Consider the following 23,333-nt stretch of genomic DNA (forward strand, 5'->3'; position numbering starts at 1 on the left):
CGGGAGACTGCCTACGGGGATCGATGTTGGCGTTCACATTATGCAGCGCTCTCCGCATGTTGTGGGCAGGAATCTTCTCGTACATCTTGAGATCCATGGTTGTTAGCGTTCACAATCTGACAGGGGGTAGCCGCGACTGCACAGCCGCGATGCCTGGTGCGGCCCCCGATCGGTCCAGCCCATTCATGCGCGATCGCGGGCCCGCCGGACTCCGGTCCCGGGAAACCGCCGCGCATGTCGGAGAGACGGTGAGAGCGTAGTGAGCGAGACCCCCCTCAAGGACCTCCGTCGCGAGGTCCTCGCGGCCAACCTGCGCATCCCGGAGGCCGGCCTGGCCACCCTCACCTGGGGAAACGTCAGCGGAGTGGACCGAGACGCCGGTGTCTTCGTCATCAAGCCGTCCGGGGTCTCGTATGCCGATCTCACCGAGGAGGACTTGGTCGTGGTGGCGCTGGAGGACGGCCGCGTGGTCGAGGGGCACCTCAGGCCTTCCACCGACACCGAAACCCATCGGTGCCTCTACCGGGCGTTCCCCTCCATCGGCGGCGTCACCCACACGCACTCGGCGCACGCCGTCGCCTTCGCCCAGGCGCGCCGCCCGATCCCCGTGCTCGGCACGACGCACGCCGACACCTTCAACGGCCCCGTCCCCGTGACGGCCGAGCTCACCGCGGAGCAGTGCGCGAAGGACTACGAGTACAACACCGGGCAGGTGATCGTTGCCCGGCTCGACGGCGACCCCCGCCGGGCGGAGGAGGTCCCCGGAGCGCTCGTCTCGCGACACGGCCCCTTCACCTGGGGCGCCACCGCGAAGGCCGCGCTGGAGAACGCCGTCGTCTGCGAGGCCGTGGCGGAGATGGCGCTGCACACGCTGGCGCTCGGGTCCCGCCTCGGAGAGGCCTCCGAACCGCCGAGGCATCTGCTGGAGCGGCACTTCACCCGCAAGCACGGCCCGGACGCCTATTACGGCAACACCCCTCAGGCCCCGCGCCCCTGAGGCCGGGGCTGTTCTCGGTTGAGGGGTGAGCGGGTGAGGGTCGGTCAACTACCGGTCAACGCAGGTGCCTTGACGCGTCGTCCGGCGGCTGGCTTGAATGGGAGCGCTCCCACTCCAACCCCCCATTCATCGAGGAAGGCCCCACTCGTGCCTCCTGTCACCTCCGTCCGCGGCGTGCCGCGTCGCGCGGCCGCCCTGCTCGCCGGCCTCGCGCTGGCCGCCGGCGGCCTCTCCGCCACAGCCCTCACCGTTCCGGTCGCGGCTGCCGCCCCCGTGACCCTCGCTGCCGACACGCCCGTACGGGTCAACCAGCTCGGCTATCTGCCCGACGGCCCCAAGCGGGCCACCATAGTCGGCTCCGCGACCACCCCGATCGCCTGGCAACTGCGCGACGCCTCCGGCGCGGTGGCCGCCTCGGGCGCCACCACGGTGCGCGGCGCCGACCAGGCGTCCGGGCAGTCCACCCACCTGGTGGACTTCGGTGCGTACACCGGCACCGGCACCGGATACACCCTGGTCGCGGGCGGCCAGAGCAGCCACCCCTTCGACATCTCCGCATCGTTGTACGACGGACTGCGCGCGGACAGCATGTCGTTCTTCTACCAGCAGCGCAGCGGCATCGCGATCGACGCCGCCCTGGCAGGCGGCGGCGCCTACGCCCGTCCGGCCGGACACCTGGGTGTGGCCCCGAACAAGGGCGACACCAGCGTCCCCTGCCAGGCCGGGGTGTGCGACTACCAGCTGGACGTGCGCGGAGGCTGGTACGACGCGGGCGACCAGGGCAAGTACGTGGTCAACGGCGGCATCTCCGTCTGGGAGATGGTCAACTCCTTCGAGCGGGCCCGCCGCTCGGGTGGCGATGCGGCGCTCGGCGACGCGACGCTGAAGGTGCCGGAGCGCGGAAACGGAATACCGGACGTACTGGACGAGGCGCGCTGGGAGCTGGAGTTCCTGCTGCGGATGCAGGTCCCCGCCGGGAAGTCGTCGGCCGGGATGGCCTTCCACAAGATGCACGACGCCAAGTGGACCGCCCTGCCGACCAAACCCGAACTCGATGCCGAACAGCGTGAACTGCACAAGCCGTCGACCGCGGCGACGCTGAACCTGGCGGCCTCCGCCGCGCAGTGCGCCCGGGTGTACGCGTCCTACGACGCCGCGTTCGCCGCGCGCTGTCTGGACGCGGCCCGCCGCGCCTGGACGGCCGCCAAGGCCAACCCGAGCGTGCTCGCGCCGGCGACCGACAACACCGGCGGCGGCGCGTACGAGGACGCCGACGTCTCCGACGAGTTCTACTGGGCGGCGGCGGAACTCCTCGCCACCACGGGCGAGTCGCAGTTCCGGGACGCCGTCACCTCCTCCCCGCACCACACCAAGCCCGCCGACGCGTTCTGGTGGGGCGGCACGGCGACGCTCGGCCGGATCACCCTCGCCACCGTCTCCGGAGCGGCCCTGCCCGCCGACGACACCGCCCGGCTGCGCGGCCTGCTGACCGCGGCCGCCGACGGTCACCTGTCCACCATGGCCGGACAGGGCTATGCGGTGCCGCTGCCCGCCACCGGGTACGTGTGGGGCTCCAACAGCGCCGTCACCAACAACGCCATGGTGCTGGCCGTCGCATACGAGCTCACCGGCCAACAACGCTACCGGTCCGGAGCGTTGGAGTCCCTGGACTACCTGCTCGGCCGCAACGCGCTCGACCTCTCCTACGTCACCGGCTACGGCGACCGCTCCTCCGAGAACCAGCACCACCGGTTCTGGGCGCACCAGAACGACGCCTCGCTGCCGCACCCGCCGGCCGGTTCCTTCGCGGGCGGGCCGAACGCGGGGCTGGAGGATCCGGTGGCCAAGGAGAAGCTCGCCGGCTGCGCACCGGCGGCGTGCTACGTGGACGACATCGGGTCGTACTCCACCAACGAGGTGGCCATCAACTGGAACGCCTCGCTGGCCTGGCTGGCGGCCTTCGCGGCCGAGCGGCGCGGCGCCCCCGCGGCGCCCGTGGTCCAGGTGACACCGGCCACCGTGACCGTCCCGGAGGGCGGTGCGGCACCCGTGGGCGTGCGGCTCTCGGCGGCTCCCGCGCAGAACGTCACGGTGACGGTGGCCCGCAGCGCCGGCGACCAGGACCTGTCGGCAGCCGCGACCCTGGTCTTCACCCCGGCCGACTGGGCCACGGCGCAGCAGGTTTCGATAGCGGCCGCACAGGATGCCGACGCCTCATCGGGCAGCGCGACCTTCACGGCCGGTGGCCCTGGCGTGCAGCCGGCGACGTTCACGGCGACGGAGGCGGACGACGACGCCCCGGCGGCCACCTGCACCGTCGCGTACCGGATCGACAACGCCTGGGGCAACGGCTTCACGGCGACGGCGACCGTGAGCAACACCGGAACCTCGGCGATCTCCGGGTGGACCCTCGGCTGGAGCTTCGCGGGTGATCAGCGGATCGGCAATGCCTGGAACGCCGCGGTGAGCCAGTCGGGCAGCACGGTCACCGCCCGGGACGCGGGGTGGAACGGCACGCTGGCCCCCGGCGGCAGCGTGAGCTTCGGCTTCCAGGCGACGTACTCGGGCACCAATGCGATCCCGACGCGCTACACGCTCAACGGTGCACTCTGTTCCTGACGGACGACGACGGGGTGGAGCCGGGATCGTCATCCCGGCTCCACTCCATCAGGTGCGGGTCCAGCGTTGGTTGTTGCCGTTCGAGCAGGCGTAGAGCTGGATCAGAGTGCCGTTCGCGGTGCCGTTGGCGGCGGCGTCGAGGCAGAGGCCGGACTGGACTCCGACGATGGATCCGTCGGCGTTGAGGCGCCATTTCTGGTTGTCGCCTCCCCAGCAGCTGTAGATCTGGACTTTGGTTCCGTTGCCGGTGCCGCCGGCGTCCAGGCACTTGTTGCCGTAGACCCTGAGCTCGCCCGCGGCGGTGTACGACCACTGCTGGTTGGTGCGGTTGTTGCAGTCCCACAGGTTGAGCTGGGTGCCGTCGGCGGTGCCGGCACCGGGCACGTCCAGGCAGCGGCCGGAGCCGACGCCCTTGATCTGTCCCGCACCGGGCGTGGGGTTCGGCGTGGGGGTGGAGGAGCCGGCGTTGAGTGCGTCGAGCACGGAGGTGTAGGCGGCCTTCTTGCCGCCGTTGCCGTCGAACAGCAGCGGCGACTGCTCCGATCGCCAGGAGTCGGTGTCGCGCACGCCCCAGACGGTGATGCCGAGGCAGCGCGCAACGGCCAGGCAGTCGTTGGTCACGTTGGCGTAGGTCGTGGCCGACGCGCCCTGGATGTCGAGTTCGGTCACGGCCACGTCGACGCCGAGGGCCGCGAAGCTCTGCAGGGTGGTGCGGAAGTTGCTGTTGTAGGGGCTGTCGCTGTTGAAGTGCGACTGGAAGCCGACGCAGTCGATCGGCACGCCGCGCTGCTTGAAGTCCCGCACCATGGCGTACATGGCCTGGGTCTTGGCCCAGGTCCAGTTCTCGACGTTGTAGTCGTTGTAGCAGAGCTTGGCGGCCGGGTCGGCGGCGCGCGCGGTACGGAAGGCGACCTCGATCCAGTCGTTGCCGCTGCGCTGCAGGTTGGAGTCGCGCCGGGCTCCCGAACTCCCGTCGGCGAAGGCCTCGTTCACGACGTCCCACTGGGCGATCTTGCCCTTGTAGTGGGCCATCACGCCGTTGATGTGGTTGTTCATCGCCTGGCGCAGCGTGCTGCCGCTGAGGCTCTGCATCCAGCCGGGCTGCTGGGAGTGCCAGGCCAGGGTGTGGCCGCGGACCTGCTTGCCGTTCTGCACGGCCCAGTTGTAGACGCGGTCGCCGGCGGCGAAGTTGAACTGCCCCTGCTGGGGTTCGGTGGCGTCGATCTTCATCTCGTTCTCGGGCGTCACCGAGTTGAATTCGCGGCCCGCGATCGTGGTGTACGCCGAGTCGCCCAGCCTGCCCGAGGCGATGGCGGTGCCGAAGTAACGGCCGCTCTGCGCCGCCGCGCCGCCGAGCGTGCCCTCGGCGGCGTGCGAGGCCGGCGCCACCAGCATGGCGGCGGAACCGAGGACGCCGACGACCAGGGCCGTCCACAGACCGCCGATCTTCCGGCGGGCGACAGGTGGGGGAATGGCATGTGAGCGCATGAATGAGCCTCCAGGGCAGAAATCACGGAAGGATTGGAGCGCGGCGGAATGAATCCGCGGGAGCGACGCCCGGGTCCCTTGATAAAGGGACGGTCACCAACGGGGCGAATGAATCCAAGGCCGGCACCCGGCACCCGGACGGACGGTCGACACCGCCTCGGACCTCAGTCTGGAAACCCTGCAGAAACAAGTCAAGAGTTTCGAAGGTATTTCGAGATTCCGCCCCTTGTGGAGAGGTCTCATATCCGCTTTTCATGGCCAGATCCTCATCGAAAGTATTTCGATGAGGATCTGGCGACGGTCCCTGAGGAGGGATTCCGTCATAAATGAATATTCGCTTCTGTTCGCATCTTCGGCGAGGGGTCAGTAGCCGTAGATCATCTTGTAGGCGGCCTCCGGCAGGAACTGCCCGGCCGAGGAGCCGGTCCCGACCCCGCAGTTGCCGTCGGACTCGCCGGGGACCTTGATCCACAGCAGCATCTCGGCACCGCCGCCGCGCCGGCTGGGAGTTCCGATCCGGCGGCCGGCGGGGTTGCACCACTGGCCGTTGGAACCGTTGCCGTTGCGGCTGGTGTCGATGACGAACGGCTTGGTGTAGCCGTAGGCGCTCAGGGCGGAGTTGACCGCGTTGCCGTAGGAGGTGTTCTGGTCGGTGGCGAAGTAGTTGGAGACGTTCAGCGCGAAGCCGTGCGCTCCGCCGACACCGGCCGCGACGAGCTGCCGCGCCATGGTCGGGGCGTCGATCCAGCCGGGGTTCCCGGCGTCGAGGTAGACCCAGGTGTGGGGTGCCTTGGCGTTGAACTGGGCGATGGCGTTCTTCAGCATGGCGTTGCGCTCGGCGATCTGGCCGGCCGTCATGCAGCTCTCGTGACCGAGCGCGTCGGGTTCGAGGACGACGACGGCGGGGCGGCTGCCGATGCCACTGGCGAAGGCGGCGATCCAGGTGTCGTACGCGGCGCGGCTCCCGGCGCCGCCGCCGGAGTGACCGGCGCAGATGTCCCGATCGGGGATGTTGTACGCGACCAGGATCGGCAGCTTGTCGGCGGAATCCGCGCGGCCGGCGTAGGCGCCGGTGGCCGCGGCGATGTCACCGCTCCAGTTGCCGAACCAGCGGGCGGCCGGGGCGTCGGCGATGGACGTCCGGATCGCTGCCGCCCGCCCGTCGCCGGGGTTCGCATGGGCCCACCGCAGGGCGGAGTTGTCGGGGTCGGTGTAGAAGCCGCTGGTCATGGTGGTCGGGTCGGCGGCGTGTGCCGGGCCGACGTCGATGACGGCGAGAGCGGCGGCGAGGACACCGGCCAGCAGGGCGGATGTGGCTCGGACGGACCTGAGCATGGTTCTTCCTCCGGTGGGGGTGGGGGAACGGAAGCGCTTCCGGTTTCGATGGGGGTCACGGCGTCGGCCCCGGGTACGTGATGTCGAACCACGCGAAGCGGGCTCGGGCGGTGCAGGGGCGGCCGTTGGAGGTGGCGTAGGGGCCGAGCTGGACGCTGGTGAACAGCGGGGTGAGGAAGGCGGCTTCGACGGTGGCCAGCTCCTGCCGGGTTCCGTCGGATGCCGTGTGGGCGAAGGTGTGGCTGAACCCGCGGATACGGACCTCCAGGCGCACGGGACCCGGAGGGACGGGGGTGCGGGCCAGGAGCTTCGGGCCGTGGAGGAGGCTGACGCCTTCGGTGGTGCGGAGGAAGAGGAGGTGGGTGTCGTCGTCGATGACCACGGCGAGGCCCGCCTGTTCCTCCGGTGCGGCGGGGGTGAAGTGCAGTTCGGTGGAGACGTCGCACTCCGGGTGCAGTTGCGGGCGGGCCAGGAGGGACGGGGTGCTGCGTTCGCCGAGGCGTTCCGGGCGGAGGCTCAGGTGGAGACCCTCGTCGCCCGTGGTCCAGAACGGCGCACGTGGGGTGCGCAGCGCGCTCCAGTCGGGGGAGAGGACGGTGAAGTCGTCGTGGAGGGGGCGGCGGAGATCGGTGTGGACGACGGGGGAGAAGACCGGCCAGCCGTCGTCCCAGGCGATCCAGGCGAGGAAGGTCTCGCGGCCGAGGGCGGAGCCCGGGCGGACTCCCAGGAGGACGGCTCGCCAGTCGCCGTTCGGGGTCTGGACGAGGTCGGCGTGGCCGGTGCAGGTGACCGGGCCCGTGGACGGCGGGAGCACCGGGTTGTCGGGGGCGCCCTCGTAGGGGCCGGTCACGTGTCCGGCCCGGGCGGCGACCACGCTGTGGTCCACATCGGTGCCGCCCTCGGCGGTGAGCAGCAGGTAGCTTCCGTCGATCTTGTAGAGGTGCGGGGCCTCCGACCATCGGGCGCCCGGTCTGCTGCCCGACCACAGGACGTGCTCGGGTCCCGTCAGCCGCCGTTCTCCGGGGAGGTATTCGCGTAACCAGATCTCGGTGCGGCCCGCGGCTTCGTCCACGACGCGTGCGGCGGTGAACCAGGCCCGGCCGTCGTCGTCGAAGAACAGCGACGGATCGAAGCCCTCGCCCTCCAGCCGGTGCGGTTGCGACCAGGGCCCCGCCGGATCGCTCGCCGTGACGACGAAGTGGCCGGCGCCGTCCATCAGCGTGCAGACGAGATGAAAAACCCCGTCATGGTGCCGGATCGTCGGTGCGAACAGGCCGCGTGAGGGCTCGCATCCGCCGAGGTCGAGCTGAGACGGCCGGTCGAGAGCGGAACCGAGGCGCCGCCAGTTCACGAGGTCGCGGCTGTGGAACAGGGGGAGGCCCGGGAACCATTCGAAGCTGGACGTCACCAGGTAGTAGTCCGCTCCCACCCGGCAGACGGACGGATCGGGCCGGAACCCGGGCAGCACGGGATCACCGAACATCGCGGTCATGGGACCGGGACGATCTGGACCGGCACGGACAGCACCCGGTCGGCTCCAGGATGACGTAGGGGGCCTTCCAGGGTGAAGGAGCCTTGGAGCGGAAGGTCGCCGCTGGAGCGGCCGACGGCCACGCCGATCTCCCCGGGCTCCACCCTTCTGCGCAGGTCGAGCCCGGTGAAGGAGGTCCGGTCGGCATGGACGGAGAAGGTGATCCGGGCGGCCCCGCCCGGCGGCAGTTCCACCCTGCCGAATCCGGCGAGCCATCGCTGCGGCCGGACGACGGACGCCACGGGGTCCGAGAGGTACAGCTGGACCACCTCGGTCCCGGTGACCTCGCCGACGTTGCGGACGGTGGCCGACACGGCGACGGCGCCCTTCGTGGTGGTGACGGGATCCACGGAGAGCTCCGAGTAGGCGAAGCTGGTCCAGCTCAGCCCGTGTCCGAAGGGGAACAGCGGGGTCGGGTCCACCGAGCTCCAGTCGGTGTGCCCGCCGAGCTTGGCGTGCAGGTAGGTGCCGGGCTGGCCGCCGACCCGGCGGGGGATGGAGACGGGCAGCCTCCCGGTCGGTTCCGCGGCTCCGCGGATGATCCGGGCCAGCGCCGTCCCGCCCTCTTCTCCCGGGAAGAACGCCTGCACCACGGCCGAGGCCCGCTCCGCCGACGAGCCGAGCGCGTAGGGCCGTCCGGAGACGAGGACCAGGACGGTCGGCACCCCGGAGTCCAGGACGGCGGAGGCGAGTGCGGCCTGGTCGCCGGGCAGGTCCAGGGTCTCGGCGTCACAGCCCTCGCCGGAAGTGCCCCGGCCGAACATGCCGGCCCGGTCCCCGAGCATCAGCACGTTCACGTCCGGATCGTCCGCTGTGATGGTGAACCCGGCAGCGGCCAGCGCTTCTCCGAGGGTCGGGATCGCCACCCCGAGGTCGCCGGGCAGCGCGACGTGGTTGGGGAAGGAGTAGCAGCCGAGGAAGGACTGGGGGTCGTCGGCGTACGGGCCGCTGATCGCCACCCGGCACGGCTGCAGCGGCAGGATGCCGTCGTTGGCCAGCAGCACGGTGGAGCGTTCGGCCAGGAGCCTGGCCAGGGCCCGGTGCTCCGGCGGGTCGAGGTCGACCGGCTCGGGGGTCAGGGGCTTCCAGTCGGGGTCGAGCAGGCCGAGCTCGGCCTTCTGCAGCAGGACCCGCTCCGCGGCCCGGTCGACGAGCTCCTCGGAGATGTCTCCCGATCGGACCAGTTCGGTCAGCGGCTCGCCGTAGCAGCGGGCCGTGGGCAGCTCCACGTCGATTCCGGCGGTGAGCGCCAGCGCGCCGGCCGCGCCGCGGGATCCGGTGACGCCGTGCCGGGTCTCCAGGAAAGAGATGGCGTAGTAGTCGGCGACGACCACACCGCCGAAACCGAGCTCGTCCCTGAGCAGTTCGGTCAGGAGCCTTTGGTCGGCGGCCACCGGGACTCCGTCCACGTCGGTGTAGCTGTTCATCACCGACCGCGCGCCGCCCTCGCGCAGGGCCCGTACGAAGGGCTCGACCAGTACGTCGGCGAACTCGCGCGGCCCCGAGGCGACGGGGGCCATGTTCCGGCCGCCGCGCGAGGCCGAGTACCCGGCGAAGTGCTTGAGCGTGGCGACGATCCCGGCACCTTCCAGACCCTGCACGTAGGCGGTGCCGATCGCTCCGACGAGGTAGGGGTCCTCGCCGATGCATTCCTCGGTCCTGCCCCACCGGTAGTCGCGGACCACGTCGAGCACCGGCGCCAGCCCTTGGTGGACGCCGACCCGCCGCATCCCCGCGCCGATGGCGGCGGCCATCTGCCGCACGAGCCCGGGGTCGAAGGACGCGCCCCAGGCCAGCGGTCCGGGGAAGACCGTCGCCCCGAACGTCATGAACCCGGTCAGGCATTCCTCGTGGGCGACCGCCGGGATGCCGAACCGGCCGGATCCGGTCACCTGTTGCTGGAGCGAGGCGAGGCGTTCCATTCCGGCTTCCGCCGAAATCGGCGCGGTGCCGTACACCCGGGTGAGCTGGCCCAGCCCGTGCGCGACGATGTCGTCGAGGCCGGGGGCGGACTCGCCCGAATCGTCCTCCATCGGCGCGACCGGTGTTCCCGGATCGGAGGGCAGCGCCCAGAATCCGGCGAGCTGACCCGTCTTCTCCTCCAGCGTCATCCGTTTCAGCAGATCGGCGACTCGTGCGGACACGGGCAGCAGGGGGTCGCGCCAGGGCTCGGTCAAGGAGTTCTCCTAGAAGCGGGGCGGGGCGGTGGAGAGCCGGACCTTGAGCTCGGTGGAGAGCTCCATCCGGGGGCTGACCAGGGGCTGGCCGTCCAGGAGCTGGAACAGGGTGCGGGCGGCGACCCGGCCCATCTCCTCCAGCGGCTGGCGCACCGTCGTCAGTGGCGGTGACAGCCATTCGCACATCGGCAGGTCGTCGAAGCCGACCACGCTGAGGTCCTGCGGGATGTTCAACCCGCCCTGCCGGGCGGCTTCGTAGACGCCCATCGCCTGCTGGTCGCTGCCGGCGAACACGGCGGTCGGTGGCTCGGGAAGGGCGAGCAGTTCCCGGGCACACCGGAATCCGCCCTCGTGCTGGAAATCGCCGAACCGGATCAGGCCGCGGTCGACCTCGATCCCGGCCCGCTCCAGGGCGGCCCGGTACCCGTCGATGCGGGCCTGGCTGCAGAGCATCTCCTTGCGCCCGCCGATCGTGGCGATCCGGCGGTGCCCCAGCGCCAGCAGGTGCTCGGTGGCGGCCAGGCCGCCGGCCCAGTTGGTCGCTCCGATGCTCGGCACGCCGTTGCCCGGCAGGTCGATCGGGTCGATGACGACCAGCGCCACCCCGGCCTGTTCGACCTGGGCGCGCTGGGCCCGGGTGACCGAGGCGGTGACGAGGATGACGCCGTCGCTGTGGTGCAGGACCGGCAGTGCGGCCCAACTCGACGGAGTGGCCTCGCCCGGCGGGACGAGCGATACGACGGTGCCGACGCTCCGCTGGGCGCACTCGGCCTCGACGCCGCGCAGGATCTCCACCGCCCAGGCGCTGTCCAGACCGCCGATGATCAAGTCGACCAGGCCCGATCTGCGGGCCCGGCCCTGCTTGCCGGGGTGGAGGTAGTTGTGAGAGCGCAGCAGGCTCTCGATCCGTTCGCGCGTCGAGGGCGCGACGTCGGAGCGTCCGTTGATCACCTTGGACACGGTGGCCTGGGAGACCCCTGCCTCCGCGGCGATGACGGCCAGGGTCGGACGCTGCTCGCTCAACTTCTCTCCTCTGCGTGGACGCTGTGGGCCGGCGACGGGTATCGCAAACTTTCGAAGAGTTTCCGGTTGGCCGGACAGGATTGTCAAGCACCAAGAGACCTGCTGTGAACGGAGATTCGGCGATAAGGCTTGACCGGGGAGCCTCACGTTTCTAGTTTGTGCAGCACTGAATTCGAGGGTGTTACGAAACATTTTCGAACTCGAACCCGGCATTCCCCACCCCGGAGGTCCCATGGCCAGCACACCCCCTAGTCGACGAAGTTTCCTGGCGTTCTCAGGCCTGACCGCTCTGTCCGTCTCGCTGACCGCGGCCTGCGGCGGCGGGGACTCCGGCTCGGGGCCGGCGGCCGACGGCAAGGTGACCTTCGCGTGGTGGAACATCGCCACGACGGAACCGGGCAAGTCCCTCTTCCCGCAGATCTCCTCGGCGTTCACGGCTGCTCACCCGAACATCACGATCAAGACGGCCTCGTTGGAGAACGAGGCGTTCAAGTCCAAGCTGACCGCCACCAGTTCGTCGGGCAAACTCCCCGACGTCTTCCAGACCTGGGGCGGCGGCGTGCTGCGGCAGCAGGTCGACGCGGGTCTGGTCGAGGACCTCACCGACGTGCTCGGCTGGTCCTCCGACCTCACCCCGGTCTCGCTGCAGCCCTATCAGTTCGAGGGACGGACCTACGGGGTGCCGTACGACATAGGCATGGTCGGCTTCTGGTACAACAAGAAACTCTTCGCCAAGGCCGGGATCACCGCGCCGCCCGCCACCTGGGCCGAGTTCCTCGAAGACGTCAAGAAGCTCAAGGCCGCGGGCGTCACCCCGATCGCCCTCGCGGGCAAGGAGAAATGGCCCGGCCACTTCTACTGGGCCCACCTCGCGATGCGCGTCGCGGGCCTCCCCGCGCTGCAGCAGGCAGCGACCACCAAGGACTTCACCGGCGCCGGATTCGTCCGGGCGGGCACCCACCTCAAGGAACTGGTCGACCTCCAGCCGTTCCAGACGGGCTTCCTCGGCGCCGGCTACTCGACCCCCGGCGGCCAGGCCGCGACCATGGGCAACGGCCAGGCCGCCATGGAGCTGATGGGCCAGTGGGGGCCGTCGGTGCAGAAGGACGCGGGCGCCGACCTCGGAGCGGACCTGGGCTTCTTCCCCTTCCCGACGGTCGACGGCGGAGTCGGCCGGGCCACCGAGGTGTTGGGGGGTGGCGGCGGCTTCGCCCTGCGCAAGGGCGCCCCGAAGGAGGCCCTGGAGTTCCTGAAGTTCCTCGTACTGGAAAACGAGTCCAAGCTGCTGGCCTCCAACGGCTACCTACCGGTGGTCAAAGGCGCGGAGAGCCTGCTCGCCGACGCCAACAGGAAGGCGGTGGCCGACAGTCTGGTCAAGGCGACGGGCTTCCAGCTCTACCTCGACCAGGCCTACCCGCCGGCGGTCGGACAGGAGGTCAACGACAGCGTCGCCGACCTCATCGCGGGCCGGAAGACGCCCGAGCAGGTCACCAAGTCGATCACCGAGGCTGCGAAGGGTGCCTAGTTCCGTGTCCACCCCGACCAAGGAGCGGACGCGGGACACCCTGCCGGTGCCACCGCCCGCCCCGGAGCGGTCGCTCCTGCGCGGGTTGCGAAGCTGGGCGTCGGTCGCCTGGTTCCTCGTCCCGGCCCTGGTCCTCTTCCTCGTCTTCGTCCTCGCTCCGATCGCGGTCGCCATCTACACCGGCTTCTTCAAGTGGGGCGGGACCGGCCCCGTGGACGACTTCGTCGGCTTCCAGAACTACACCAAGCTGTTCGCCGATCAGGTCTTCCTCGGCGATCTGGGGCGCGGGCTGTACCTGATCGTCCTGTCGATCACGGTGCAGCTGCCGTTCGCGCTGTTCACCGCGGTCCTGCTCAACCAGAGGCTGCGCGGCCGGGCCGTCTACCGGATGCTGTTCTTCGCGCCGTACATCCTGTCCGAGGTGGTGACGGCGGTCCTCTTCACGATGATCTTCCTGCCCGGTGCGGGCATGGCCGACCATCTCGCCGGCGCGCTCGGCCTGGAGGGGCTGCGGGGGAAGTGGCTCGCCGATCCCTCGACGGTCATGCCGACCCTGTTCGTGGTCATGACCTGGAAGTACTTCGGCTTCCACATGATGCTCTTCCTCGCCGGGCTGCAGAGCATCCCGGGCGAGATCCTCGAGGCCGCCTCCATCGACGGCGCCGGCGTCTGGCAGCGCTTCCGGCACGTGACGCTACCGCTGCTCGGTCCGACGATCCGGATCAGCGCCTTCCTGTCGATCATCGGGGCCATCCAGCTCTTCGACCTCGTCTGGGTCATGACCGCGGGCGGGCCCAACCACTCCTCCGAGACGATGGCGATCTCGGTGTTCCAGTACGGGTTCAAGCGCTACCAGGTCGGCTATGCCAGTGCGATCAGCGTGGTGTTGTTCATGATCAGCCTGGTCTTCTCCCTCTTCTACCAGCGCTACGTGCTCCGCCGTGACCTGAGCGGGGCCGTCACCTCGGGAGGTGGCCGATGAACGCCCGCAGGACGGTGCGCGGCCTGTCGCTGCACGCCGTGGTCTGGCTGATCGGCGCGTTCGTCGTCGTGCCGCTGATCTACGCGGTGATCTCCGGGTTCAAGAGCACCGGCGAGCTGACGACGAACCCGTTCGGGCTGCCCGAACACTGGAAGACCGGCAACTACACCGGCATCCTCGGCGATGGAACGTTCTGGCGGCAGATCGCCAACAGCGCGGGCATCGCGATCGGTACGACGTGCTGCACGGTGGCGGTCTCCGCAATGGCGGCGTTCGTGCTGGCCCGCTACGCCTTCCGGGGCCGGGAGCTGTTCTACACGCTGTTCACGATCGGGCTGATGTTCCCGTTCGCGGTGGCGGTCCTGCCGCTGTTCCTGCTCCTGCGCACCTTCGACCTGCTCGACAACCCGCTCGGAGTGATCCTCCCGCAGGCGGCCTTCGGGCTCCCCATGACGATCATCATTCTGCGCGGCTTCTTCCGGACCATCCCGGCAGAGGTGGAGGAGGCGGCCGTCGTCGACGGCTGCGGCAAGTTCCGCTTCTTCTGGAAGATCCTGCTGCCGATGGCGCGGCCGGCCCTCGGCACGGTTTCGGTGCTGGCGATCGTCGCGAGCTGGAACAACTTCTTCCTGCCGCTGCTGGTCTTCAACGACCCGAAGTGGCAGACGGTCCCGGTCGGCGTCCAGCAGTTCCAGGGACAGTACGCGACCGACTACGCGCTCGTCCTCGCCTACATCGTCCTCGCCATGGTCCCCGCCCTCGCCTTCTACGCCGTCGCCGAGCGGCAGTTGATCGGCGGCCTCACCGCGGGCGCCACCAAGGGCTGACCCGCCCCGCGCAACCCCCGACCCCCGAGAAGGCGTTGTGAAACGCCGTGACGGTGCTGACCCCGCGCATGAATGTTAGCGCTAACATCACCGGCCGTGTCCGCCCCCTCACGACACGGCCCGTCCTTCAAAGGAGCTCTTCTGATGTGGTTTCGCCATCCGCCCCGGGTCCTGAGACTCGTACTGGCGGTCCTTTCGTCCTTGCTTCTCGGGGCCACGCTCCTCGGTACCCAGCCCGCAGCCGCGGCGACCGTCGACGCCAACACCTCGTACGCGCTGGTCAACCGCAACAGCGGCAAGGCCCTGGACGTCTACAACCTGTCGACCGATGACGGGGCGCGCATCACCCAGTGGACCAGGAACGATCAGAACCAGCAGCTGTGGCAGTTCGTCGACTCCGGCGGCGGTTACTACCGCATCAAGTCCCGCCACTCCGGCAAGGTGTTGGACGTCTCCGGCCGGTCCGCCGCCAACGGCGCCGCGATCGTCCAGTGGGCCGACGCGAACGGCACCAACCAGCAGTGGCGGCTGGCCGACAGCGCGGACGGCTACGTGAGGCTCATCGCGCGCCACAGCAACAAGGCCCTCGAGGTACAAGGCGGCTCCACCGCCGACAACGCGAACATCGTCCAGTACGACGACTGGGGCGGCACCAACCAGCAGTGGCAGCTCGTCCCGGTCGGCGCCGGCAACCCCGGCACGTGCGCCCTTCCGTCGACCTACCGCTGGGCGTCGACGGGCGCGCTGGCGCAGCCCAAGCCGGGGTGGGCCTCGCTCAAGGACTTCACCGTCGTCCCCTACAACGGCAAGCAACTCGTCTATGCGACGACGCACGACACGGGGACGAGCTGGGGTTCGATGAACTTCGGCCTGTTCACCAACTGGTCGGAGATGGCCGCGGCCGGCCAGAACGCCATGTCGGCATCCACCGTCGCGCCCACGCTCTTCCACTTCGCGCCGAAGAACATCTGGGTGCTCACCTACCAGTGGGGCGGGACCGCCTTCTCCTACCGGACGTCGAGCGACCCCACCAACCCGAACGGCTGGTCGTCACCGCAGGTGCTCTTCTCCGGCAGCATCGCCGATTCCGGAACGGGACCCATCGACCAGACGCTCATCGGTGACGGGACGAACATGTACCTGTTCTTCGCCGGTGACAACGGCAAGATCTACCGGGCCGCCATGCCGATCGGGAACTTCCCGGGCAGCTTCGGCACGACCTCGACCGTGATCATGAGCGATACGACGAACAACCTGTTCGAGGCCCCGCAGGTCTACAAGCTCCAGGGCCAGGACCGCTACCTCATGATCGTCGAGGCGATCGGCTCGCAGGGCCGCTACTTCCGCTCCTTCACGGCCACCAGTCTGAACGGCTCGTGGACACCCCAGGCCGCGACCGAGAACAACCCCTTCGCCGGCAAGGCCAACAGCGGAGCCACCTGGACCAACGACATCAGTCATGGCGAACTGATCCGCACCACCGCCGACCAGACCATGACCGTCGATCCCTGCAATCTCCAATTGCTCTACCAGGGACGCAGCCCCAACTCCGGCGGCGACTACGGCCTCCTGCCCTACCGGCCGGGTCTGCTGACACTGCAGCGCTGACGGCAGCACACGGGTCCGGCTCCGGAACGGAGCCGGTGCGGCGGGCTCGGCGGAAGGCCGGGCCCGCCCCTCACATCCCCGACGGCTATTCGGTGGCCGGCGGCCAAGCGGTGCGGTCGCGGAGGTGGTGGAACTCCGTCAGCTCGGAGGCGAGGACCTCGAAGTGCGGGAGCGGGGCCCACAGGCTGCGCTCGCCGATGACGTAGAGGCGGCGCTTGGCGCGACTCGCGGCGACGTTGAGCAGGTGCGGGGTGCCGGCCGCCCACGCGCGGGCGCCCGGCCGACCGCCGCCGAGCACGAGGACGACGACGTCGGCCTCCTTGCCCTGGGCCCGGTGCACGGTGGCGCAGCGCTCGTCGATCAGTTCGGGCGTCCAGCCATCACGGCCGCGGCAGACCTTCTGGCATTCGGCCACGAGCGCCCGGAAGGGAGCGATGACGCGCACGCGTTCGACTCCCACGCCGTGCCGGTGCAAGGCGTCGAGGACGAACTCGAAGGCCCGGCGGTCGCGTTCGCCCCACGGCGCCTCGGGCGGACGGTTGGGGTCGTCGGTGTTGAGCCAGCGGCTGGGGAGCAGACCGTCCTGCTCGGCGTCGGGGAACGACGCGGGCGCGGTGCCGTGGACCATGAGGCCGCCGTACGCGACCTCGTTGCTGACCGTGAACATCGGGTCTTCGCAGCGCCGGTGCACGCGCAGCGGCGAGCCCACCCAGACGTGCTCGTCGCTCCCGTCCGGGGCCGGCAGGTAGGTGCCGTAGCGGTTGGTGCGGTCGGCGACGGCCTGGGCCGAGGTGGCCGAGGGCAGCCAGCGCTCGTCGACGCCGTAGGCGCGCAGCAGCCGGAGCTGCAGGGCCGCGGGCATGGTGACGACGGGTTCGAGCTGGAGCGGATCCCCGACCAGAAGGGCCCGCCGGGCGCGCCACAACGCGCCGACGGCGGCCTGCGGGGTGGCCTGCCCGGCCTCGTCGACGAGGACCCAGCCGATCGACTCCCGGCCGAGGCGGGCGAACATGCTGCCGACGGAGGAGAACGTGGTGGACACGACGGGCACGAGGAGGAACAGCGTCTGCCAGGCGCGCTCGACCTCCTCGTCGGGGACGGGCCCGTTGGTGCCGGCCATCAGCTCCATCAGGACCTGCAGGTTGCCGCGGACCCGCTTCGCCGTCCCGGCGACGAAGGCGCGGTGCAGGTCGAGGGCGCGCAGGAACAGGTCGCTGCGCGCGGTGGACCACACGTCGTCGGACCAGGGCGAGCCGAGTTCCTGGTCGGCTTCGTCGAGGTGGTGCCAGCCGACGGGCAGGGACGGCAGCGTCAGGGCCGCCTCCCGTAGTGCGCGGTGGCGGCCGTCGAGTTCGGCCAGGGCGACCCGCAGGTCGCGGCGGGACGCGTCGGCGACCTGCCGGGCGTGGCGGAGGGCACGGCCCGCCTCGTCCTCCCGCGCGTTCGCGGCCTGTTCGTACGCGATGGCGGCGGTGAGGCTCGCTGCGGCCTCGTCGACGACGGTCGCGGACCGGGAGTGCCGGTCGGAGGCCAGGGACTCCGCGCGTACGGCCGCGGCGACCTGTTCCAGGGAGTCCTCGAGCGCGGCACGCTGCCGGACGAGCAGGTGCGCGATCTCGGCCTGGGTGTGCTCCTGCTGCCGGTCGGCGGCCTGCCGGTCGGCCGTGCTCTGCAGCAGGCGGCGCAGCCCGCCGCGCAGGCCGCGCTCGACGGCCGGGGGAGCGTCGTGGCGTGCGGTCAGCGCGGTCACGTAGTCGCGATGGTGTGCGGCCAGTTCGCGGGCGGCCGACAGGTCCGCGCGGACGGTGGCCAGCTCCTGGCGGGCCCGCGGTACGTGTTCGGAGGCCGTCCCGTATCCGGCCTCGGCCGCCGCGGTGGCGGTCCGGGCGGCGGCGGTGCCGGCGGCGGCCCGGTCCAGGTCCGTCGTGGAGGCGGCGACCTGCCGGTCGGCCCGGGACACGGCGGCTTCCAGGTCCGCGATCCGCTGCCCGGCCGACGGGGATTCCACGGCCGCCAGGTCCCGGGCGAGCCGGGTGCGTCCGGCACGCAGCCGCTCGACCTCGGCCCGGGCCGTACGGAACGCGGCGACGGCCTCGGTCCACGACGGCACCGGCTGGGCGGGTCCGGGGGCCGCGGCCGCGGCCTGGTCCGCCGCAGCGACGGTACGCCGGGCACCGGCTGGTGGACGGGGCGGAATCCAGTCGCTCAGGATGTCCCGCATGCCGCGTAAGGGGGGCAGTTGCGCGGCGGAGCGGGCGTCGGTCTCCTTCTTGGGCAGGCGGCCCCACCAGAACCGGTCGCCGAACTCCTTGCGGTTGGTCTTGTTGCCGAGCACCGCCGCGACCAGACCCCAGGCCGGTCCGCCCAGCAGCGCGGAGGCGAGGTCGGAGAAGTGGTCGGGGCCGCCCTGCCAGTGCTCGCCGAGCGCGCCGATGCCGGGCAGTTCGGCGGTGACGTTCTCCACCGCGCCGTTGTTGGAAGAGGTGACCACGATCTCGAACCCGGTCAGCCGCGGGTCGAGCCGCGACACGAAGCGGGGGTGCTTGCCCTGGCGGTCCCTGCCCCGCCAGGCCGGACCGGTGAACGCCTCTCCGGGCCGGTCGAACGTGGCCAGCACCGCAGCCCGCTCGACGACCAGTGCGGCGACCAGGTCGCGCAGCATCGTGGTCTTGCCCGTGCCCGGCGGGCCGTTCACGGAGAACATCCCGCCCTCGGTTCCCGCCCGGTCGGCGAGCAGGCGGTCGACCGCGAACTGCTGGCTCAGGGCGAGCGGAAACCGTGCCGGTGCGGGCCAGCGCCCGGCCGGAACGAGGTCCGGAGCCACCCCTTCCAGGACGACGCCCCGCTCCCCGCGCACATCCGTCCGCGCGCCCACGGCGACGGAGCCGAGCTCGGTCAGGTACGCCTCCAGCGCCGGTCCGATTCCCTTGTCGAGGGCCGTGGACACCCGGGCCAGATCGGGCGGGAGCAGACTGTTGAGGAAGGGCGCTGTGGCAGCGACCTTCGTCCGCGGGTCCGACGGCCGGCGGACCAGCCTGCTGCGTACCCGGACCACCTGCGGCCGCAGGTGATCCCGTACTCCGCACAGGTCGGCGATCTGCGCGGTCAGGGCGACCAGGTCGGCGAACCCGAGCGCACGGGGACCGGCGCCGGAGCCGGGATCTGCCCCGGACCCGGACCCGGCCCCGGATTCCGCCTCCGGCGACGTGCCGGGCCCGGCGGCCGAGGCCCGCTCGGGCACGCCCCCGGTGCCCTCCGGCCGCCCGGGCTCCGGCTGCTCCTCGGCGGGCCGGCGGGCCGCGACCCAGTCGGCGGCGCGGCGCACCAGGGGTTCCGCCGCGCCCTGCAGCACGGCGCCGGCGACCTCGCCGAACAGGGCCCCGACCGCGCCGACGGCGGCGCCACCCAGCACCTCGGCGAGCAGCCGCTGCCAGCTCCCGCCGCCGGCCGCGGCCGGCGTTCCCGGCCCGTCCCCGGAGCCGGGCCACCGTCCGTACGCCGTTGCGGCGCCCGGGGCGGTAGGGCCGTAAGGGATGGCGATGGCGGTGAGCTCGTCGATCGCTGTGCCGAACGCGTCGTCGAGCTCCTCGAATCCGTTCAGCCACCCCGGTACGGACGGCCCCGGATCGAAGAGCCGGCCGGTCGCCCAGCCGCACGCGGAGATCACCGACGTGTCCTCGAGCGGCCGGCCCTCGTCGTCCAGGACGAGCGCGAACATCGCGCTCTGGCCCGACAGCACCAGCTCGCTCTGGGGCACGCCGGGGTCCGGATCGGTCCCCGCAGGCAGCACCGCGATCATCGCCCGGCGGAGCAGCTCCAACTCGAAGACCCCGCCGTAGACCTCGTGCCGCCACATGTATCCGGCCCGCGCCCGCCGTGCCCCCGTCTCCGGATGCTCCGGATCCCATGGCAGGAGCGGAGGCACCCGGCCCGGCTCCGGCGTCAGGTCGCTGACGTACTCGTCCTTCGGCCCGGACCGCACGGCGGAGCGCCGCCGGGGCAGCGCGGGGATGGTCGGTGGACTGAACAGCTCGATCGCACGCCAGCACTCCAGCAGGGCCTCCCGCCGACGGTCCTGCGCGTGTCCGCTCCGCACCCACTGCCCCCGTGTCGCACACGCGGCATCACGCCGCTCCCCTGAAGATCAGTTGCCCTGCGAATCTACCGGACCGTCAGCAGGCGGAGTGCCGGACCGTCAGCAGGCCCTTGGTGGAAGTGACTCGTGCGTACTGCACACCCCGTCGATGACAGCGGTGACTGTCGCCGCATCCGCGGGACGTGACACGGTCGGTACTGCAACCGACCGAGGGAGCAGGTGTGAACAAAGGGTACGCCGCCTTCTGCGACGCCGACCGGTGGTTCTACGACGCGCCGTACCGGCGGGCCGGTGAGGACTACCCGACCGCACTCGCCCCCGTCCCGCCGGGATGGCGCTCCCACCGGAGCGGCGACTGGCTCGCGCTGCGTCCCGACGACGCCGAACTGCCCGCGCAGGGCTGGAAGATCCACGTCTCGGCCACGCTGGACAACGCCGAGTCCCTGCTGACGACGGTGTACGAGTACTGCACCGCCCGGCGCATCGCCTTCAAGTTCGTCCCGAGCCGCTACCTGCTGCACCTGCGCAACGCCAAGTACGCCGACCGCGCGGCGAGCGGGAAGTTCATCACCGTCTACCCGGCCGACGAGCAGCAGTGCCGGCGGATCGCGGGGGACCTCGACGCCGCCCTGGCCGGCGCGGCCGGCCCGTACATCCTCAGCGACCTGCGCTGGGGCGCCGGACCGGTCCACCTCCGCTACGGCAGCTTCACCCTGCGGCACTGCTACGACGAGCGCGGCCAGCTGGTCCCGGCGATCGAGGCCCCCGACGGGCGGCTCGTACCGGACCGCCGGGGACCGGTCTTCCAGCCGCCCGAGTGGCTCGAACTGCCGGCATTCCTCGAGCCGCACCTCGAAGCGCGCTCCGGGCTCACCCTGGCCGGTCTCCCCTTCACGGTGGAGAGGGCGCTGCACTTCTCCAACGGCGGGGGCGTCTACGTGGGCAAGGACACCCGCACCGGCGAGTCCGTCGTCCTCAAGGAAGCCCGGCCGTACGCGGGCCTCGCCGCCGACGGAGCCGACGCCGTCACCCGGCTGCACCGCGAGCAGGCCGCGCTGGAAAGGCTGACGGGGCTGGACTGCGTCCCCGCGGTGCGCGGCAGGTTCACGGTCGGTGACCACCACTTCCTGGTGCTGGAGCACCTCGCGGGCAAACCGCTCAACACCTACTTCGCCCGCCGCCACCCGCTGATCGAAGCGGACCCCGACCCGGCGGAGCTCGCCTCGTACACCGAGTGGGCCCTCACCATCCACCGGAAGGTCACCGAGGCCCTCGACGCCGTGCACGCCCGCGGGGTGGTCTTCAACGACCTCCACCTCTTCAACATCATGGTGGCCGACGACGAGACCGGCGACCCCTCCGTCTCGCTGCTGGACTTCGAAGCGGCCGCGCACGTCGACGAGGGGCTGCGGCAGACCGTCGCCAACCCCGCCTTCGTCGCCCCGGCCGACCGGCGCGGCTTCTCCGGCGACCGCTACGCCCTCGCCTGCCTGCGGCTCGCCCTCTTCCTCCCGTTGACCAGCCTGCTCGTCCTCGACCGGGCCAAGTCCGCCCACCTGGCTGCGGTCATCGCCGAACAGTTCCCCGTACCACGGCAGTTCCTCGACGAGGCCGTCGAGGAGATCATGGCCGGAGTCCCGCAGCGCGCACCGGGCGGCCACCCGCCCGCACCGGCCGTACCGTACCTGCCCGTCGGGCCGCAGGACTGGCCCGCCGCCCGTACCTCGATGACCGCGGCGGTGCGCGCGAGCGCCACCCCGGAGCGCGAGGACCGCTTCGTCCCGGGCGACATCGCGCAGTTCGCGACCGCCGGCGGCGGAACCGGCTTCGGCCACGGGATCGCCGGAGTGCTCCACGCCCTCGCCGAGACCGGCGCCGGGCCCTGGCCCGAGGCGGAGGAATGGCTCCTCGACCGGGCCGGGCAACCGCCGTCCGGCACCCCGCTCGGCTTCTACGACGGCCTGGCCGGCACGGCCTGGACCCTGCACCGGCTCGGGCATCCGGGCCGCGCCCTCGACCTCGCCGAACAGCTGCTCCACCAGCCCTGGCAGAGCTCGGGGCCCGACCTGCACGGCGGACTCGCCGGCATCGGCCTGGCCCTGGACGCGCTCGGCACCGCGGTCGGCGAGGGCGAACTGCACACGGCGGCCCTGCGCTGCGCCGAGCTGCTCGCCCGCCCCGAGCACCGCCCCGCCCGTGCGGGACTGCTGTACGGCGACTCCGGCCCCGCCCTGCTCTTCCTGCGGCTCTACGAACGCACCGGCGACAAGGAGCTCCTGAGCCAGGCCGCCCGCGCGCTCCACCGCGACCTCGACCGCTGCGTCACCAGCGCGTTCGGCACCCTCCAGGTGAACGAGGGCTGGCGCACGATGCCGTACCTCGGCGAGGGCAGCGTCGGCATCGGCATGGTGATCGACGACTGGCTGGAGCACGGCCCGGACGAGCGCTTCGAACAGGCCCGGCGCGAGATCGTACGGGCGGCGCAGGCGACCTTCTACGCCCAGCCCGGGCTGATGCGCGGCGCCGCCGGAATGATCCTCCACCTGGCCCGGACCACGACGCCGGGCCCCGGCACCGGACCCGAGGCCGTCGCCCGCCAGATCGACGCACTGGCCCGGCACGCAGTGCCGTACCAGGGGCATCTGGCCTTCCCCGGCGAGCAGATGATGCGGCTGTCCATGGACCTCTCCACGGGCACGGCCGGCGTTCTCCTCGCCCTCGGCAGCGCGGCGCCCGGCGGGCGCGCGCACCTGCCGTTCCTCCCGCCGCTGCGCGAGCGCGCGGCGGCCCCAGAGCCGGCCCCGTCCGGGGCCGTGACCCATGGCACCACTCGACGGAAGAAGAGGAACCTGACATGACGCTTCTTGACCTGCAGTCGATGGAGACCCCGAAGGAAGAGGCCACCGAGCTGACCGGCGGCGGCGGTGGCGGCGGCAGCCGGGCCAGCCTGCTGCTCTGCGGCGACAGCAGCCTGAGCATCACGACCTGTCACTGACCAGGTCACCTCGGGCCCAGGCGGTTCGCCGCCCCGGCCCGCACCCCACCCCCTGAGGTATCCGCCCATGAGAGCCCCCAACACAGCGGCCGAAAGCGCGCAACCGCCAGACGTTGCCCCCGCCCCCAAC

Annotated in this window: 14 protein-coding genes; 8 read left to right on the top strand and 6 right to left on the bottom strand. The window is 71.2% G+C overall.

Features of this window, described 5'->3' with window-relative positions; all coding sequences use genetic code 11:
* Positions 1 to 259 precede the first annotated feature (259 nt).
* A complete protein-coding gene (gene araD, locus ACFRU2_RS08270; protein ID WP_382969191.1) occupies positions 260 to 997 on the top strand; it encodes an L-ribulose-5-phosphate 4-epimerase AraD in 738 nt (245 codons plus the stop codon).
* Positions 998 to 1,144: 147 nt separating this feature from the next.
* Entirely contained in the window at positions 1,145 to 3,616 is a 2,472-nt protein-coding gene (locus ACFRU2_RS08275) for a glycoside hydrolase family 9 protein (RefSeq protein WP_382969193.1), read from the top strand.
* 48 nt (positions 3,617 to 3,664) lie between these two features.
* Here the strand turns inward: ACFRU2_RS08275 and ACFRU2_RS08280 are convergent, their stop codons facing one another.
* The 5 genes from ACFRU2_RS08280 to ACFRU2_RS08300 all read right to left on the bottom strand — a co-directional run bounded on the left by ACFRU2_RS08280 (position 3,665) and on the right by ACFRU2_RS08300 (position 11,170).
* Positions 3,665 to 5,104, bottom strand: a complete 1,440-nt coding sequence (locus tag ACFRU2_RS08280) for an endo-1,4-beta-xylanase (protein WP_382969196.1) — start codon at positions 5,102 to 5,104, stop codon at positions 3,665 to 3,667.
* A 363-nt stretch (positions 5,105 to 5,467) separates the two neighbouring features.
* Positions 5,468 to 6,439 (bottom strand): glycoside hydrolase family 6 protein, encoded by a 972-nt coding sequence (locus tag ACFRU2_RS08285; RefSeq protein ID WP_382969199.1) that lies wholly within the window; start codon positions 6,437 to 6,439, stop codon positions 5,468 to 5,470.
* A 55-nt stretch (positions 6,440 to 6,494) separates the two neighbouring features.
* Positions 6,495 to 7,931 (bottom strand): family 43 glycosylhydrolase, encoded by a 1,437-nt coding sequence (locus ACFRU2_RS08290; protein ID WP_382969201.1) that lies wholly within the window; start codon positions 7,929 to 7,931, stop codon positions 6,495 to 6,497.
* The gene (locus tag ACFRU2_RS08295; RefSeq protein ID WP_382969203.1) at positions 7,928 to 10,147 is read right to left on the bottom strand and encodes a glycoside hydrolase family 3 N-terminal domain-containing protein; all 2,220 of its coding nucleotides are present in this window, start codon (positions 10,145 to 10,147) and stop codon (positions 7,928 to 7,930) included. The genes ACFRU2_RS08290 and ACFRU2_RS08295 overlap by 4 nt, the downstream gene beginning before the upstream one ends.
* A gap of 9 nt (positions 10,148 to 10,156) precedes the next feature.
* Positions 10,157 to 11,170, bottom strand: coding sequence for a LacI family DNA-binding transcriptional regulator (locus ACFRU2_RS08300; RefSeq protein ID WP_382969206.1), 1,014 nt, complete (start codon positions 11,168 to 11,170; stop codon positions 10,157 to 10,159).
* Positions 11,171 to 11,402: 232 nt separating this feature from the next.
* Here ACFRU2_RS08300 and ACFRU2_RS08305 point away from each other — a divergent pair, with 232 nt between their 5' ends.
* The 4 genes from ACFRU2_RS08305 (at position 11,403) to ACFRU2_RS08320 (ending at position 16,112) form a co-directional block, all read left to right on the top strand.
* Positions 11,403 to 12,695, top strand: a complete 1,293-nt coding sequence (locus ACFRU2_RS08305; RefSeq protein ID WP_382969208.1) for an extracellular solute-binding protein — start codon at positions 11,403 to 11,405, stop codon at positions 12,693 to 12,695.
* Positions 12,688 to 13,677: a carbohydrate ABC transporter permease gene (locus ACFRU2_RS08310; RefSeq protein WP_382969211.1), complete on the top strand. Its 990-nt coding sequence runs from the start codon at positions 12,688 to 12,690 to the stop codon at positions 13,675 to 13,677. Before ACFRU2_RS08305 ends, ACFRU2_RS08310 begins: the two co-directional genes overlap by 8 nt.
* Positions 13,674 to 14,504 (top strand): carbohydrate ABC transporter permease, encoded by an 831-nt coding sequence (locus ACFRU2_RS08315; protein WP_382969214.1) that lies wholly within the window; start codon positions 13,674 to 13,676, stop codon positions 14,502 to 14,504. Before ACFRU2_RS08310 ends, ACFRU2_RS08315 begins: the two co-directional genes overlap by 4 nt.
* Positions 14,505 to 14,648: 144 nt before the next feature.
* Complete coding sequence (locus ACFRU2_RS08320) at positions 14,649 to 16,112, top strand: non-reducing end alpha-L-arabinofuranosidase family hydrolase (RefSeq protein WP_382969217.1); 1,464 nt, start codon at positions 14,649 to 14,651, stop codon at positions 16,110 to 16,112.
* Between the two features lie 85 nt (positions 16,113 to 16,197).
* Here ACFRU2_RS08320 and ACFRU2_RS08325 read toward each other — a convergent pair whose 3' ends face one another.
* Positions 16,198 to 20,208 (bottom strand): AAA domain-containing protein, encoded by a 4,011-nt coding sequence (locus ACFRU2_RS08325; RefSeq protein ID WP_382969220.1) that lies wholly within the window; start codon positions 20,206 to 20,208, stop codon positions 16,198 to 16,200.
* A 221-nt stretch (positions 20,209 to 20,429) separates the two neighbouring features.
* Between ACFRU2_RS08325 and lanKC the strand changes: the two genes are divergently transcribed.
* Both lanKC and ACFRU2_RS08335 read left to right on the top strand, forming a co-directional pair.
* A complete protein-coding gene (gene lanKC / locus ACFRU2_RS08330) occupies positions 20,430 to 23,066 on the top strand; it encodes a class III lanthionine synthetase LanKC (protein WP_382969223.1) in 2,637 nt (878 codons plus the stop codon).
* Positions 23,063 to 23,203: a SapB/AmfS family lanthipeptide gene (locus tag ACFRU2_RS08335; RefSeq protein ID WP_382969226.1), complete on the top strand. Its 141-nt coding sequence runs from the start codon at positions 23,063 to 23,065 to the stop codon at positions 23,201 to 23,203. The genes lanKC and ACFRU2_RS08335 overlap by 4 nt, the downstream gene beginning before the upstream one ends.
* The last annotated feature ends 130 nt before the right edge of the window (positions 23,204 to 23,333 follow it).

It is taken from the genome of Streptomyces sp. NPDC056883, from assembly GCF_042788835.1.
Classification (GTDB): Bacteria; Actinomycetota; Actinomycetes; order Streptomycetales; family Streptomycetaceae; genus Streptomyces; species Streptomyces stoeckheimensis.

Excerpts from the sequence above, each read along its gene's own strand:
- ACFRU2_RS08315 (WP_382969214.1), top strand. The coding sequence starts at position 13,674 with ATGAACGCCCGCAGGACGGTGCGCGGCCTGTCGCTGCACGCCGTGGTC.
- ACFRU2_RS08285 (WP_382969199.1), bottom strand. The coding sequence starts at position 6,439 with ATGCTCAGGTCCGTCCGAGCCACATCCGCCCTGCTGGCCGGTGTCCTC.
- ACFRU2_RS08335 (WP_382969226.1), top strand. The coding sequence starts at position 23,063 with ATGACGCTTCTTGACCTGCAGTCGATGGAGACCCCGAAGGAAGAGGCC.
- ACFRU2_RS08280 (WP_382969196.1), bottom strand. The coding sequence starts at position 5,104 with ATGCGCTCACATGCCATTCCCCCACCTGTCGCCCGCCGGAAGATCGGC.
- ACFRU2_RS08290 (WP_382969201.1), bottom strand. The coding sequence starts at position 7,931 with ATGACCGCGATGTTCGGTGATCCCGTGCTGCCCGGGTTCCGGCCCGAT.
- ACFRU2_RS08305 (WP_382969208.1), top strand. The coding sequence starts at position 11,403 with ATGGCCAGCACACCCCCTAGTCGACGAAGTTTCCTGGCGTTCTCAGGC.
- ACFRU2_RS08320 (WP_382969217.1), top strand. The coding sequence starts at position 14,649 with ATGTGGTTTCGCCATCCGCCCCGGGTCCTGAGACTCGTACTGGCGGTC.